The sequence below is a fragment of the Stenotrophomonas sp. GW821-FHT09E08 genome, from assembly GCF_059416125.1.
Genome location: NZ_JBWKOO010000009.1, coordinates 30,444 through 42,556, shown reverse-complemented (window position 1 = coordinate 42,556; position 12,113 = coordinate 30,444). Strand labels below are relative to the sequence as shown.

Annotated in this window: 17 protein-coding genes; 15 read left to right on the top strand and 2 right to left on the bottom strand. The window is 67.6% G+C overall.

Annotated elements, in window-relative coordinates; all coding sequences use genetic code 11:
• Window positions 1–41: 41 nt before the first annotated feature.
• Window positions 42–503: a helix-turn-helix domain-containing protein gene (locus AC07M7_RS12910; protein ID WP_046985575.1), complete on the bottom strand. Its 462-nt coding sequence runs from the start codon at window positions 501–503 to the stop codon at window positions 42–44.
• A 75-nt stretch (window positions 504–578) separates the two neighbouring features.
• Window positions 579–1,934: a sigma-54 interaction domain-containing protein gene (locus AC07M7_RS12905; RefSeq protein WP_495207539.1), complete on the bottom strand. Its 1,356-nt coding sequence runs from the start codon at window positions 1,932–1,934 to the stop codon at window positions 579–581.
• Between the two features lie 396 nt (window positions 1,935–2,330).
• On the opposite strand from AC07M7_RS12905, the gene AC07M7_RS12900 reads away from it, so the two are divergent.
• The 15 genes from AC07M7_RS12900 to AC07M7_RS12830 all read left to right on the top strand — a co-directional run bounded on the left by AC07M7_RS12900 (window position 2,331) and on the right by AC07M7_RS12830 (window position 12,101).
• Window positions 2,331–2,864, top strand: a complete 534-nt coding sequence (locus AC07M7_RS12900) for a FapA family amyloid fibril periplasmic chaperone (protein ID WP_495207538.1) — start codon at window positions 2,331–2,333, stop codon at window positions 2,862–2,864.
• Complete coding sequence (locus tag AC07M7_RS12895; RefSeq protein ID WP_495207537.1) at window positions 2,861–3,478, top strand: FapB/FapC family functional amyloid domain-containing protein; 618 nt, start codon at window positions 2,861–2,863, stop codon at window positions 3,476–3,478. The genes AC07M7_RS12900 and AC07M7_RS12895 overlap by 4 nt, the downstream gene beginning before the upstream one ends.
• 43 nt (window positions 3,479–3,521) lie before the next feature.
• The gene (locus tag AC07M7_RS12890; RefSeq protein WP_495207536.1) at window positions 3,522–4,838 is read left to right on the top strand and encodes a FapB/FapC family functional amyloid domain-containing protein; all 1,317 of its coding nucleotides are present in this window, start codon (window positions 3,522–3,524) and stop codon (window positions 4,836–4,838) included.
• Window positions 4,839–4,937: 99 nt separating this feature from the next.
• Window positions 4,938–5,642, top strand: coding sequence for a C39 family peptidase (locus AC07M7_RS12885; protein ID WP_046985579.1), 705 nt, complete (start codon window positions 4,938–4,940; stop codon window positions 5,640–5,642).
• 13 nt (window positions 5,643–5,655) lie between these two features.
• The gene (locus AC07M7_RS12880) at window positions 5,656–6,405 is read left to right on the top strand and encodes a hypothetical protein (protein WP_495207535.1); all 750 of its coding nucleotides are present in this window, start codon (window positions 5,656–5,658) and stop codon (window positions 6,403–6,405) included.
• Between the two features lie 46 nt (window positions 6,406–6,451).
• Window positions 6,452–7,744, top strand: a complete 1,293-nt coding sequence (locus tag AC07M7_RS12875) for a transporter (protein ID WP_495207534.1) — start codon at window positions 6,452–6,454, stop codon at window positions 7,742–7,744.
• A gap of 301 nt (window positions 7,745–8,045) precedes the next feature.
• Window positions 8,046–8,336, top strand: a complete 291-nt coding sequence (locus AC07M7_RS12870; RefSeq protein ID WP_005416648.1) for a RebB family R body protein — start codon at window positions 8,046–8,048, stop codon at window positions 8,334–8,336.
• Between the two features lie 43 nt (window positions 8,337–8,379).
• Window positions 8,380–8,649, top strand: coding sequence for a RebB family R body protein (locus AC07M7_RS12865; RefSeq protein ID WP_046985582.1), 270 nt, complete (start codon window positions 8,380–8,382; stop codon window positions 8,647–8,649).
• 26 nt (window positions 8,650–8,675) lie between these two features.
• Entirely contained in the window at window positions 8,676–8,942 is a 267-nt protein-coding gene (locus tag AC07M7_RS12860) for a RebB family R body protein (RefSeq protein ID WP_495207533.1), read from the top strand.
• A 60-nt stretch (window positions 8,943–9,002) separates the two neighbouring features.
• Window positions 9,003–9,275, top strand: a complete 273-nt coding sequence (locus tag AC07M7_RS12855; RefSeq protein ID WP_005416651.1) for a RebB family R body protein — start codon at window positions 9,003–9,005, stop codon at window positions 9,273–9,275.
• A 70-nt stretch (window positions 9,276–9,345) separates the two neighbouring features.
• Window positions 9,346–9,582 (top strand): RebB family R body protein, encoded by a 237-nt coding sequence (locus AC07M7_RS12850; protein WP_495207532.1) that lies wholly within the window; start codon window positions 9,346–9,348, stop codon window positions 9,580–9,582.
• Window positions 9,579–10,163 carry a RebB family R body protein gene (locus AC07M7_RS12845; RefSeq protein ID WP_430766118.1) on the top strand — a complete coding sequence of 195 codons (585 nt, stop codon included), beginning with the start codon at window positions 9,579–9,581 and terminating at the stop codon, window positions 10,161–10,163. The genes AC07M7_RS12850 and AC07M7_RS12845 overlap by 4 nt, the downstream gene beginning before the upstream one ends.
• Window positions 10,164–10,210: 47 nt before the next feature.
• Complete coding sequence (locus AC07M7_RS12840; protein ID WP_014037265.1) at window positions 10,211–10,558, top strand: hypothetical protein; 348 nt, start codon at window positions 10,211–10,213, stop codon at window positions 10,556–10,558.
• A gap of 20 nt (window positions 10,559–10,578) precedes the next feature.
• Window positions 10,579–11,658: a hypothetical protein gene (locus AC07M7_RS12835; protein WP_253078025.1), complete on the top strand. Its 1,080-nt coding sequence runs from the start codon at window positions 10,579–10,581 to the stop codon at window positions 11,656–11,658.
• Window positions 11,655–12,101, top strand: a complete 447-nt coding sequence (locus AC07M7_RS12830) for a hypothetical protein (protein ID WP_253078026.1) — start codon at window positions 11,655–11,657, stop codon at window positions 12,099–12,101. Before AC07M7_RS12835 ends, AC07M7_RS12830 begins: the two co-directional genes overlap by 4 nt.
• Window positions 12,102–12,113 lie beyond the last annotated feature (12 nt).

Sequence of the window (12,113 nt, the reverse complement as noted above, 5' to 3'; positions counted from 1 at the left end):
CTCTGCGAGGGCACTCCCGCAGGCGCATCGCGGGAGGTCGCTCACGCGGGCCCTTCGCCGGCAACTTCGGCACGACGGCGCTTTTCCAGCACCGCGATGTTCAGGTCCGGGCGCTGCGCGGCACGTGCGTGGCATTCCGGCACAGTGGCGGGTATCGATTGGCCGGCGCGCTCGCGCTCCCGCACATTGCCCGGACTATCGCCGGTGATGTCACGGAAGATGCGGCCGAACGTACCCAGGCTGGACCAGCCGGTCCGGGCGGCGATCTCGGTCACCGGCAGATTGGTGTCGCGCAGCAGGGCCACCGCCCGTTCGATCCGGCGGCTGAGCAGGTAGCGGTGTGGCGGCAGCCCGAAGGCCTGCTTGAACGAGCGCGCGAAGTGCGCCGGCGATACCGCACTGACCTCGGCCAGGCGCGCGACCGACCACTCTTCGTGGCTGGCGCGGTCCATCCGGTCCTTGGCACGCAGCAGGCGTCGCAGTAGTTCGGGGCTCTGGTTCATTTCACACGCACGCCTGCGAAGCGGGTTCCGGGTGCCCAGCCTGTGCTGCCACCCTCGCCACGTCAATCGACCGGCTCAGCGCTGCGCAGGCAGTTCCAGCCGGTGCTTGCGGCACAGCCGATACACCGTGACCCGCGAGATCTGCATCTGCCGCGCGCACTCGGAGACGTTGTAGCCGGTCTGGCGCAGGGTCTGCAGCAGCACATCGCGCTCGGCCTGGCCGCGTGCGTCGTGCAGCATTGCACCCGGCAAGCTCGGGGCCGGTGCGCCCAGTTCCAGATCGCGCTCGCTGATCAGCTCGCCCTCGGCCATGATCGCCGCCCGCTGCACGCGATTGAGCAGTTCGCGTACGTTGCCGGGCCAGTCGAAGCGCCGCAGGGCCTGCAACGCTGCCGGGGCGAAGCCACGTGCGCGCACCGCATGGCGCAGGCGGAAGCAGCGCAGGAAGTGCTCGGCCAACAGCTGCACGTCGCCTCCGCGCTCGCGCAGCGGCGGCATCGGCAGCCGCAACACGTTGAGCCGGTAGTAAAGATCACTGCGGAACCGCCCCTGCGCCACCGCCTGCTCCAGCTCGACATGGGTCGCGGCAAGCACCCGCACATCGGCGCGCAGGGACTGGCTGCTGCCGACACGCTCGAAGGTGCCCTCCTGCAGCACCCGCAGCAGGCTGGTCTGTGCTTCGGCGGGCAGGTCGCCCACCTCATCGAGGAAGACGGTGCCACCATGGGCCGACTCGAACACGCCAATCTGGCGCTTGTCGGCACCGGTGAAGGAACCGCGCTCGTGCCCGAACAGTTCCGATTGCACCAGGTTGGCCGGGATCGCACCGCAGTTGACCGCAATGAACGGCTTGCCGGCGCGACCTGACAGCGCGTGCAGTGCATGCGCTGCCAGCTCCTTGCCGGTGCCGGTCTCGCCGGTGACCAGCACCGGCAACTCCACCGGTGCGAACTTGTGCAGGACGGTACGCACCGCGTGCAGTGCCGGGCTCTCGCCGATCAGTGCACGTGGCGTGCTGCCATTGCACGCTTCATCTGGCGGCGGGTCGTCAGCATCGAACTGCTGGCGCATTGCGCTGACCATGTCCTGCAACCCGAACGGCAACGTAAAACGTGCCAGGCAGCGCTGCAGCAACGGCAACCACGCGGGCGGAACGGCACCTGGACTCGGCGGCATTACCGCCAGCCACGGCAGGTGCTGATGTTGCTCGATCCACGGCAGCAGCAGTTGCAGCGCGGCTGCATCCAGGTGCCGTAGATCAAGCACGGCGAGCAAACGATCGCGTCCACGCAGGCCGATCGCCATGGCCGGATCAGGATGGATGCTGCGCACATACCAGCCTGCCGCAGCCAGCGCACTGCGCTCGCTGGCCGACGGCTCACCAAACCACAGCACGCAACGTGATGTAGAAGCTTCCGGGACCGCTGCCATGCTTCCCCCAGCATCCGGACACCGTCGGCGGACTGTCAGCCAATCACCGGCGTGCCACCCTCCGCCGAGACCTCTACGGCCACCGCGGCGGCCTTTGTTAGGCGGATCCTAGCGCTTCGCTAAACGGCAGCGCAATGAGCGCCGCGTCAAGGAATGCTCGGCTGAAGCCGCACCGTTGCAGTCCGCACCGACACCTGTAACAACAATGCGACAGTCCACCGGACGCCTTGCCCTGCGGCGCTTGGCGCGGCGCGATCGCCACATTTCTTCGACGTGCCTGTAACACCCTGGCAGCAGCGAAGCCTGGCACCGGGTCCACCCCGTGTTGCCTGGTGGGCGTTCTGCAGTTGGCACGGTTGATGCGTGGTTCCGCCGCACCCATCGAGGGAGATCGGCATGGACGGTGTCACCCCAGTTCTTCGCAGACTCGCCCCTTCAGTGGCCGTCCTGCTGTTGCTGCTGCCGGGAGTTGCGGCAGCATCGGGCGCCCGCCAAGGGGTGAAGCCGCAACCGGGCGAAATCGTCCTGTTGCGCGACGTATCGGCACGTCCGGCCTATCGCATGGCGCCACCGGGGATGGCGTTGATTGCCGACCCGAAGCCGCAGCGCGAGATTGCCGCAGCGCTCGGCAGCGGTGGCTCCTCGACTGGCATGGACGAGCTCAGCGACGACGACTATGCCGGGATGGGTGCAGGCCACACCGCCATGGTCGCGGCGCCTGGCGGCACAACGGTAGAGCGCGTGACCCAACAGGCCCTGGGCGGCACCCTGGGGCGTGGCGGCGATGGCATGGTCGGCAGCAACCTGGGGGGGGCCATGAGTGGGCCGCTCGGCGCGGTCGGCAGCAGTACCCGCGGTATCGCCGATACCGTGCGCGGCGCACTGGCCCAGTTCCCGCTGCAGGGCACTGCCCCGGCAGGTGGAAAATGAAACGCCTGCGCTGGCTGCTGCTGTTGCTCGGCGCGACGCCGCTGGGCGCACTGGCCGATGACTACAGCGGCATGCTCGCCTACCTCAACGTCGCCCGCATCGACGGCAACGCACTGGCCGGCGCCAGCGGTGCCATCGCCGTGAACCAGGCCGCCGGCGACCTCAACCTGCAGGCCAATCTGCGCGGCATTGCCCACGGCGGACTCGCCGACGTAGCCATCAGCGTCCAGCAGCTGCAGCGCGGCAACCGGGTGCTGTCGGCGCCGATGGAGGCGTCCGCGCTCATCGGCGGCAACGCGTTGGCCGGTGCCAGCGGCATCGCTTCGATCAACCAGGCCAGCGGCATCGCCAACACGACGCTCAACGTCGTCAGCGCGACGCTGGCTCGACAGGGCATACGCGAATCCGACGACACGGCCCTGGCCGCCGAAGGTTCCGCGTTGGCAGGGGGGCGGGACGACGCCGGTCGCGGCGTTGCGACGGGGACCCGCAGCGCCGGTGTAGCCAGCACCGCACTGCGGGGATTCGACGGGGTCCTGCAACTCAATCAGATCGCGGGCAGCGGCAACGAGACAGCCAACGTGCTTGGCCTGGTCGTGCAGGACCGCCCGTGACAACCACCCAACCGATGCACCACCTGATGAGAGAGAGGGCACCATGAAAGCGACCGTCAAACAGACCATGCTCGCCATGGCGATTGCCACTGCCTCGACCGCCGCTGCGGCCAATGGCTGGGACAACCAGAACGCCAATGCGAACATCAACCACAACCACACCGTCAGCGAAACCCGCAACGACACCCACAACCATACCGACAACGACGTACGCAACCGCACCGTCAACGTCAATGTGCAGAAGCACAGCAACATCCAGGCCGACGAACGCAAGGAAAAGAACAACCACGGCGTTGACGTGAACCTGGAGAAGGACCTGCGCCTGAGCACCGACATCAACTTCTCCGGTGACCCGAACATCACCGGCGACATCGATCTCGACTCCGCCGCCATCGCGGTGATCGACAACCGGCAGTCGATCAGCAACAACGCCACCAGCAACAGCCTGGTCACCAATAGTGCCTCCATCGGCGACAGTGTCGGTGCCGGCGCTTCGGGCAACCTCGGCTTCAACGTGGTGTCCGGCGACAACAACGCCCAGGACAACGCCGCGTCGCTGTCCGCGGCCGATGCATCCTTCAGCTTCGGCATGGCCGATGCCGAAGTTTTCGTGAACCAGGCCGGTTTCGGCAACGCCACCATGAACTCCGGCGTCACCAGCGCCGCGGGCCTCGGCGGCAACGCCTTCGGTGGTGCTTCGGGCAACATCGGCGTGAACATCGCCTCGGGCAACAACAACGAGCAGAAGAACGCGCTCGCGGCCTCGGTGGCGACCACCGCTGTGGCGCAGTCGAGCATCAGCTCCAACCAGGTCTCCACCGGCAACACGGTCAGCAACGCCGGCTTCGTGCAGTCCTACACGGACACCGTGCAGGTCGGCATGCGTGGCGGCGTCAGCGGCCTGACCCTGGCCTATGGCGCGGGCACCTACCGCGGCACCGGCAACGCCTACCAGATGGCCAACTACTACCTGGATACGTGGAATGGCGAGCTGCCGCACCCGGGTGGCAACAGCACCGGCCACATCGACCTGGACAACGAGATCCAGAACGCCACGATGAACCCCAACCGGCCGGGGGTGGGCGGCCTGGGCTTCGATACGCGTGAGAGCGGTACCAGCCAGTTCGTCGAACTGGGCGTGGCCGATCTGTACGCCAGCCTCAGCGGCACGGTCAGCACCACGCGCTGGGTGAACGTCAACGCGACCAACACCTCGGCGTTGTCCGGCAGTGCTTTCTCTGGCGCCTCCGGCAACATCGGCGTGAACGTGGCGGCGGGTACCGGCAACCTCCAGGCCAACAGCCTGGCCCTGGCTGTCGCCCAGCCCAGCACCGGCGGCGGTGGTGGCAGCGGCGAGTAAGCGCAACACCCCGGCCGTCCGCCAATGGCCGGGTTCCCGGGAGCCCCTGTTCCTCCTCCCCCTTGGGACAGGGGCTCCCCCTTGCTGCCGGAGAACGTGATGATCCGTTGCCGCCTCTCGATGCGCCTGCTGGCGATGCTGTTGCTGCTGGGTACCGCCTCCGCGTGGGCGGGCGAGGTGCGCTTCAGCGGCGTACTGCCCAATGGCGCGTTGCTGCAGCAGAAGGTGGAGAGCATGCAGGAGCGGCGCTACCGCAACGTGGTGCGCCAGCACACCGACTACAGCTGCGGGGCCGCCGCGCTGGCCACCATCCTGCGCCACGCCTACCACCTGGATACCGACGAGGCGACGGTGATCGAGGGGATGATGGGGGTCTCCGATCCCGCACTGGTGGCCGAGCGCGGTTTTTCGCTGCTCGACATCAAGCGCTACGTGGAATCGCTGGGCATGCGCGGCCGCGGCTACCGTATCGACGAATCCCGTCTGCGCACCCTGCGCGTCCCCGGCCTGGTGCTGATGGACGTGCGCGGCTTCCGCCATTTCGTGGTGCTCAAGCAGGTCCGCAACGGCATCGTCGAGGTGGCCGACCCGATCCTTGGCAACCGCAGCCTGGCGCTGCCTGAATTCCTTGCGGCCTGGCCATCACGCGCAGTGTTCGTGGTGATCGGCAGCGACTTCGACCGCAACACCGCCCTGCTGCAACCCAGCGAACGGCCCAGTGCGCGCGCGCTGTATGCGCGGCAGGGGCCGATCACCGATGCCGAACTGGTCGACTTCGGCTTCAGCCATGCCGACCTGTTCTGAAGGAGGTTCGACCATGTTCCGCCAACCCCTGATGATGGCCCTGCTGCTGGCCTTCCCTGCCCTGCCCCTGCAGGCGGCAGAGGGCACGTCCGGTCGCGGCCTGAAGGAAATTCCGGACCCGGAACTGAGCCTGATGCGAGGCCGCTACACCGTGGGCGGCAACAACGTGGCCTGGTTCGGGGTGACCATGGTTTCGCAGTGGCAGGCCGGCAACGGCGCCACCCTGCAGGGCGCATTGACCCTGGCCATGGACTTCCGCGGCGGCGGTGCGCCGAAGCTGAGCTTCCAGCCCAGCGTGCATGTGACCGCTGCTGATGCGCCACTGCCGGACACCCGCGGCCGCAGCATCGACAGCAGCGGCCTGGCCAACGCCAGCGGCCTGGTGCAGAGCGTACAGGTGGCCGGCGATGGCAACGTCGCCCGCAATGTCACCACGCTGAGCGTGCGTGATGGCGAGGTGCCTTCTGCAGCGAGCGAGGGTGCGCGTTCGGTCAGCGCGCAGCAGTCCGGCGCAACCGCGACCGCGGTGCTCGATGGCAACCAGGCCCGCCTGCTCCTGCAGGTGGATGGCCAGGGCCTGGTGCAACAGTGGATCCGCAATGGCAGCGTCGGCCAGGGCATTGCCCTGGCCGGTGATGGCCAGATCGCCAGCAACCAACTGCGGCTGGAGCTGGTTCGCAACACCGTGGGCGGCAACCTGCCGTTGAGCCAGAACGTGGCCCAGGCGATTGCGTTGAACCGCGGCATGGGGCCGGGCCAGTAGCGCGGCGCGGCATCGGGGGAAGCGCTTCACAACGCAGGACACGAACATGCACACCCTTCTGAGGATCACCCCGCTGGCGCTGGCGGCGCTGGCGGGCACCGCGCTCGCCGCCCCGCCCACAGGGGACGACGGCGCCGACGTGCAGGCGCTGGCCAACCAGTTGGAACAGCTGAAGGCCAACTACGCAGAGGAAGTGCGGCGGCTGCGCGAACTGGATATGCAGGTGCAGGCGATGCAGGCACGATTGAGTGGCCGGGTGGGCCCAGCCACAGCGACGCCCGCCGCGCCGCTGGCCGCGGCAGCCGCCGCAGCCGTTCCACCCAGCAGCGAAGGCTACGCCAGCACCGCCGCCGAGGCGCAGCAGGCCAAGCAGGAGTCGAGGCGCAGCGTGGATGATGTCAAGCAGCAGCAATCCGCGCTGTTCTCGCGGCGCTTCACCATCGAGAACAGCCTTACCTACGCCCGCTACGACCGCAAGCAGCTCACCCTCAACGGCTTCCTTGCCCTGGACGCGATCTTCCTCGGCAACATCGCCATCGAGAACGTCGAATCCGATTCGTTGACCTACAACGTTGCGGCTCGCTGGGGCGTCAGCCCCAACCTGACGCTGAATCTGGATGTGCCTTACCTGGCGCGACGCACGGTCTACCAGAAGGGTGGTGCCGGTGGCGCAGCGGCGGCCATCGCGCAGGAGGAAACCAACGGCAACGGCCTGGGTGATATCGGTCTGAGTGCGAATTACCGCCTGTTCGGCGAGCGCGGCTGGCGCCCGGAAACCGTGCTCACTGCCGGCGTGACCGCGCCGACCGGGCGCGCGCCCTACGGCCTGGACTGGAAGGTGATCGAGCGCGACGACGATGACTACATCCGTTTCGCCGTGCCACGCGAGCAGCCCACCGGCAATGGCGTGTGGCAGGCCAATGTCGGCCTGTCGATGGTCAAGACCGCCGATCCGGCGATCCTGTTCGCCAACATCGGCTACGTGCACTCGATTCCGCGCGGGTTCAACGACATCGACAGCAATCCGGACACGGTCAATCCCGGCGACGTGAAGCTGGGCGGCTCGGTGTACTTCGGCGCGGGCGTGGCGTTCGCGTTCAACGAGCGCACCAGCCTCAGCCTGTCCTTCAGTGACCGCATCAGCGCCCGCGCCTCTACCCGCTTCGAGGGCGGCAAGTGGATGAAGGTGATCGGCAGTGACGCCAACGCAGCGTCACTGAATCTGGGCGTGACCTATGCGCTGAACCAGCACACCACCTTGGTGACCCTGCTCGGCATCGGCCTGACCCCGGATGCGCCGGACTTCACCCTGGCGTTCAAGATCCCGTACATGCTCTGACCCGCCCGATTCGGCGACGACGTGGCCGCTGCCCGTCGCCGCCGAATCGCGGCAGCCGCGTGCGTTGCCCTGTGTGTCCTCCCGGGCAACGCGCCAGCGCTAGCGATGACGGCGTTGATCATCGATTCCGCCGTATTCCCGCCGCACCTTCACGGTGATCCGCCCGCATTCTCCGTCGATTCCGCCAATCCGGCGGCGACGCCATTTCCTACTCTGGCCCCACGGTGAAGCCCAGGCCGCTGCAGGCAACGCACCGTGACACTGGATACCACGCACTTCCACCTTTTCGCAGGAGCAGGACATGGCATTTCCAACCGCGGTAAACGACCAGATCACCGATTCGGTCACCCAGGCCAACACCAAGGTGCTGGGCGACGCGCCCGCCGTGGCGGTGGGCAATCTGTACCAGGCCACCGCCCAGGCACTGGCCAATGCCGCGCACAACGCCACCAACGCACAGCAGCAGTCCTACGTGACCGCGCAGTCGGCCACCACCATGGGTGTGGCCACGCTGTACTCGATCGATACCGCCACCACGGCGGTAGCGAGCAAGGAAATCCTCAGCACCCGCGTCCGCGGCCTGGGTTCCTGATCTGTCGTTCCGTAGCTGACCCGCCAACCTCAAGGAGATAGACATGGCATTCCCGACCGCTGTAAACGACCAGATCACCGATTCAGTCACCCAGGTCAATACCAAAGTGCTGGGCGACGGCCCCGCCGTGGCCATGGGCAACCTCTACCAGGCCACCGCGCAGGCGCTGGCCAACGCCGCCCACAACGCCACCAACGCCCAACAGCAGTCCTATGTGACGGCGCAGGCAGCCACCACCATGGGCGTGGCCACCCTGTACGCGATCGATACTGCCACCACCGGCGTGGCCACCAAGCAGATCCTCGGCGCGTGATGCGCCGAAAGGCAAGGAGCTGAGCCATGGCATTTCCCACGGCCGTCAACGACCAGATCACCGACTCGGTCGGCCAGGCCAACCTGCAGGTGCTGGGCGTGGCGCCTGCCACGGCAATGGGCACGCTGTACCAGGCCACCGCGCAGGCGCTGGCCAATGCCGCCCACAACGCGACGCTCGCCCAGCAGCAGATGTATGTCACGGCACAGGCCGCGACCACAATGGGCGTCGCGCTGCTCTACGCCGTCGATACCGGCGCCACCGGCGCCGCCACCCGGAAGATTCTCGGCTGATTCCATTGAGTGCCGGCAATCTCCGTTCCTGTAGTGCTGTCCACCCTAGGAGCTTCCACCATGGCATTTCCCACCGCCGTCAACAGCCAGATCACCGATTCGGTCTCGCAGGTCAACACCAAGGTGCTTGGTGATGCGCCGGCCATCGCAATGGGCAACCTGTTCGTGGCCACCAGCCAGGCCCTGTCCAACGCGGCGCACAACGCCACCAACAACCAGCAGCAGTCCTACGTGACCATGCAGGCGTCGACCACCCAGGGGGTGTCCACGCTGTATGCGATCGACACCGCCTCCAACGGCGTGGCCACCCGCGAAATCCTGGGTCTGCGCTGACGTGTCGGCCCGGCGTGACGCCAACCGCCGCGCCCCCGCTCAGGGCGGCGTCACGTCGGGCCCCTGATCGATGGCCGGATCGCCTGCCACCGGCTACCTGCTGGCTGCAACCAGCACTGGCTCCGGGATGGCGATCGCCCTCGCCCCCTCGTTCGCGATGTCCGCCACGTACCTGGCGATGGCCGACAGTATTGGCCTGGCAATGCAGAACGCGGTGGCCAACCAGCAACGCGGCCAGGTGACCGCCGGGGCAAGCCTGGCCCAGGTCCTGGCCCTGATCATCCAGAAGGGAGCCGTTCCGTCATGAGCAGTGAGAACACCGTCAACAGCCAGATCGTCGACAGCGTCAGCGCCGCCTCGACCCTGCTGGTGGCCCAGGGGCCGGCGCAGTCCTTCAGCATGCTGGACATGGTGATGCTGGAGACGTTGGGCACCGCCATGCACAACGCCGTCGCGCGCCAGCAGGGTGCGGGCATGGTCAGCAACGCAGCGGTCACCGCGACCTGCGCGAAGATGATCAATGCCCCCTGGCCGGTGCCACCGCCCGCTCCGGAACCTCCCCCGCCGCCACCGCCGCAGGTCATCCCCCTGCCCGGCCCGGTGCCGGCGCCCCCTTCGCCTGCGGCAGTGATCGCCGCGGCCACCGCAGAAGGAAAGACCGCCATCAGCGTCCTGCAGGCACAGACCCACGGTGCCACTGCCGACGCTGCGGCCGCTACCAGCAGCCTGCATGCACTCGAAACGCTCGCAGGCAATGCGGCAGCGCCCGCGCCCGGTCCTGCGCCCGACCCCTCGTCCGGTCCGGATCCGGACGCAGGTCCCGCCCAGGATTCCGCGCCAGACTCCCCCTCTTCCCCGGCCACAGGCAACACTGACGCCGGGGCCTGACATCACACAGGCCGCCTGCGGCCGCACCCGCCCACCAAGGAGCCCGTATGGACCCGAGCAACGTCAACGCCCAGGTCATCGATGTGATCAACCAGGTGCAGACGGCCACCATGTCCGCAACCGTGGTGAAGACCAGTGGCGCCGGCAAGGCCTACCAGTCTGTGGCCCAGTCTGCGGCGATCGCCGTGCAGGATGCCGCCGACGCCCTGCGCAATGTCTCAACCATCGCGACCACCGCAGCCGGCGTGGCAATGGCCCAGTACCTGGCGACGGGGGACGAAAAGTATGCGAGGGTGCTCACGCAGGCGCAGACCATGATGCAGGGGGCCACCGACGACTTCACCCGGGTCGGCAGTGCCGCTGCGACCGTCCTCAAGGATTTTCCGGCCCAGTGAGGCCGCCAGGAGAGCCACGCATGAGCGTTTTCATTGCCGGTCGTTCCATCCCCCAGGCCAACCAGATCAGTCAATCCTGCAGGCATGTCCTTCAGTTCATCGACGGCGGCGAGCACTGGCTGAAGTGGGCCATGGAATCGCATGAGCACCGTTACGCCTTCTCCGACGAGGGTACGATGCTCGATGGGGTGCAGCAGGGTCTGCACGGTTCGCGCATGACATGGTTGCCGCGCATCGGGTTGCAGATCGGCCCGATCAAGCTGCTCAGTCTGGGTACCAGTGAACTCGGTGCCCTGCGCGACATCGAGTTTGGCGATGAGACGCGCCTGTCGCACAGCGAGGCACTGGGAGTACTGGCAAGACATCGGCTGCTGACCAATACCGAACTCGGCGCCTCGCGTGCGTTCCTGGCCTCGCTTGGCGCAGCCGATGCTCCGCTGCTGCAGCAACTGGATTTTCGTGAATCGGTGGCGCTCCACCAGCTCGCCGGTGAAGTGGGAATGTCCGCCGCAGGGCGCGAGGACCTGGCCGACGCCGCCAGCTTCGCGCTGCTGCACGCGCGCAGGCCCATCGAGTTTGCCGACTACTTCCGCTTCTACCAGCGGGTGAGCGCAGGTGGCGGCGGCCGCGAGCATCGGCTGACGCGTGCCACCCGGGCGTTGCAGCAGGTGCTGCCGATCCTGTTCGGCTTCCTGGACGGGCCGCAGCTGCCACAGCTGCCGTCGCCGGAGCAGGTGCGCGAGGCAATCGCCGCAAGCCTGGCCGCGAACCGGCAGATCGGCTACGCCCGCATCTCGCTGGCCGCCCAGCAGATGGCCGCATGCTTCGACAACGATCCCGACTTGCTGCTGGACGACAGCCGGCTGCGCGAGGCCGCGCGTTGGCAGTTGCGCGATGCGCAGGAGTTCCTCAACGAGCATCCGGTCTCCCGTGGCCAGCTCGGCCAGGATGGTGCCAGCGTGCAGTTCGCGATCGATGGCTCCAGGGCGCAGGCGCTGGTGCAGGTGGAGGACAATGTGATCACCCTGCAGGACTACCGCCGAACCCGCCGCTACCTGGGCGATGAAGCACAGGTTGGCTATCAGGCGGATACGGTGTGAACCCGCCTCCGGCGCCGGGTGGCGATGGCGTGCAGGGAGCGACGGAGGCCCTCGCTTCGGCGGCCGGCGCGGCCGTTGCTGCCGGACGCATGGCGGCCCGGCAACAAGCGCAGAAGATCCTGGCCGATGCCCAGGCGGCATTGCGCCACATCCTGGGGGAACGCAGCGACGGTGTTCCCCCCTCATCCCCAGCAGGAGCACCGACGATGACCTTCCCGACCCCGCTTCCCGGTAAACCTACTCCCGCCCATCCGGCGGGCAAAACCCCGATGGAAATCGCCCAGGAGCTGGCGGATGCCGCGATGGCTGCCAGTGAAGAAGGCATCCGCGCCGCGATGGAGGTTTCGCAACGCGCGGTCGAGGCCGCCGCCGAAGCGGCACGCCGCGCGGACGAAGCCGCCGAGCAGGCCGTGCAGCGCGCTGCTGAAGCAAACGCACGGTAACGCCTGATTTGC

Bases quoted from the DNA above. Each gene is read 5' to 3' on its own strand.
- AC07M7_RS12865 (WP_046985582.1), top strand. From the start codon at position 8,380: ATGGCATTCCCGACCGCTGTAAACGACCAGATCACCGATTCAGTCACC.
- AC07M7_RS12855 (WP_005416651.1), top strand. From the start codon at position 9,003: ATGGCATTTCCCACCGCCGTCAACAGCCAGATCACCGATTCGGTCTCG.
- AC07M7_RS12840 (WP_014037265.1), top strand. From the start codon at position 10,211: ATGGACCCGAGCAACGTCAACGCCCAGGTCATCGATGTGATCAACCAG.
- AC07M7_RS12850 (WP_495207532.1), top strand. From the start codon at position 9,346: ATGGCCGGATCGCCTGCCACCGGCTACCTGCTGGCTGCAACCAGCACT.
- AC07M7_RS12910 (WP_046985575.1), bottom strand. From the start codon at position 503: ATGAACCAGAGCCCCGAACTACTGCGACGCCTGCTGCGTGCCAAGGAC.
- AC07M7_RS12880 (WP_495207535.1), top strand. From the start codon at position 5,656: ATGTTCCGCCAACCCCTGATGATGGCCCTGCTGCTGGCCTTCCCTGCC.
- AC07M7_RS12835 (WP_253078025.1), top strand. From the start codon at position 10,579: ATGAGCGTTTTCATTGCCGGTCGTTCCATCCCCCAGGCCAACCAGATC.
- AC07M7_RS12860 (WP_495207533.1), top strand. From the start codon at position 8,676: ATGGCATTTCCCACGGCCGTCAACGACCAGATCACCGACTCGGTCGGC.
- AC07M7_RS12900 (WP_495207538.1), top strand. From the start codon at position 2,331: ATGGACGGTGTCACCCCAGTTCTTCGCAGACTCGCCCCTTCAGTGGCC.
- AC07M7_RS12895 (WP_495207537.1), top strand. From the start codon at position 2,861: ATGAAACGCCTGCGCTGGCTGCTGCTGTTGCTCGGCGCGACGCCGCTG.
- AC07M7_RS12845 (WP_430766118.1), top strand. From the start codon at position 9,579: ATGAGCAGTGAGAACACCGTCAACAGCCAGATCGTCGACAGCGTCAGC.
- AC07M7_RS12885 (WP_046985579.1), top strand. From the start codon at position 4,938: ATGATCCGTTGCCGCCTCTCGATGCGCCTGCTGGCGATGCTGTTGCTG.
- AC07M7_RS12905 (WP_495207539.1), bottom strand. From the start codon at position 1,934: ATGGCAGCGGTCCCGGAAGCTTCTACATCACGTTGCGTGCTGTGGTTT.
- AC07M7_RS12875 (WP_495207534.1), top strand. From the start codon at position 6,452: ATGCACACCCTTCTGAGGATCACCCCGCTGGCGCTGGCGGCGCTGGCG.
- AC07M7_RS12870 (WP_005416648.1), top strand. From the start codon at position 8,046: ATGGCATTTCCAACCGCGGTAAACGACCAGATCACCGATTCGGTCACC.
- AC07M7_RS12890 (WP_495207536.1), top strand. From the start codon at position 3,522: ATGAAAGCGACCGTCAAACAGACCATGCTCGCCATGGCGATTGCCACT.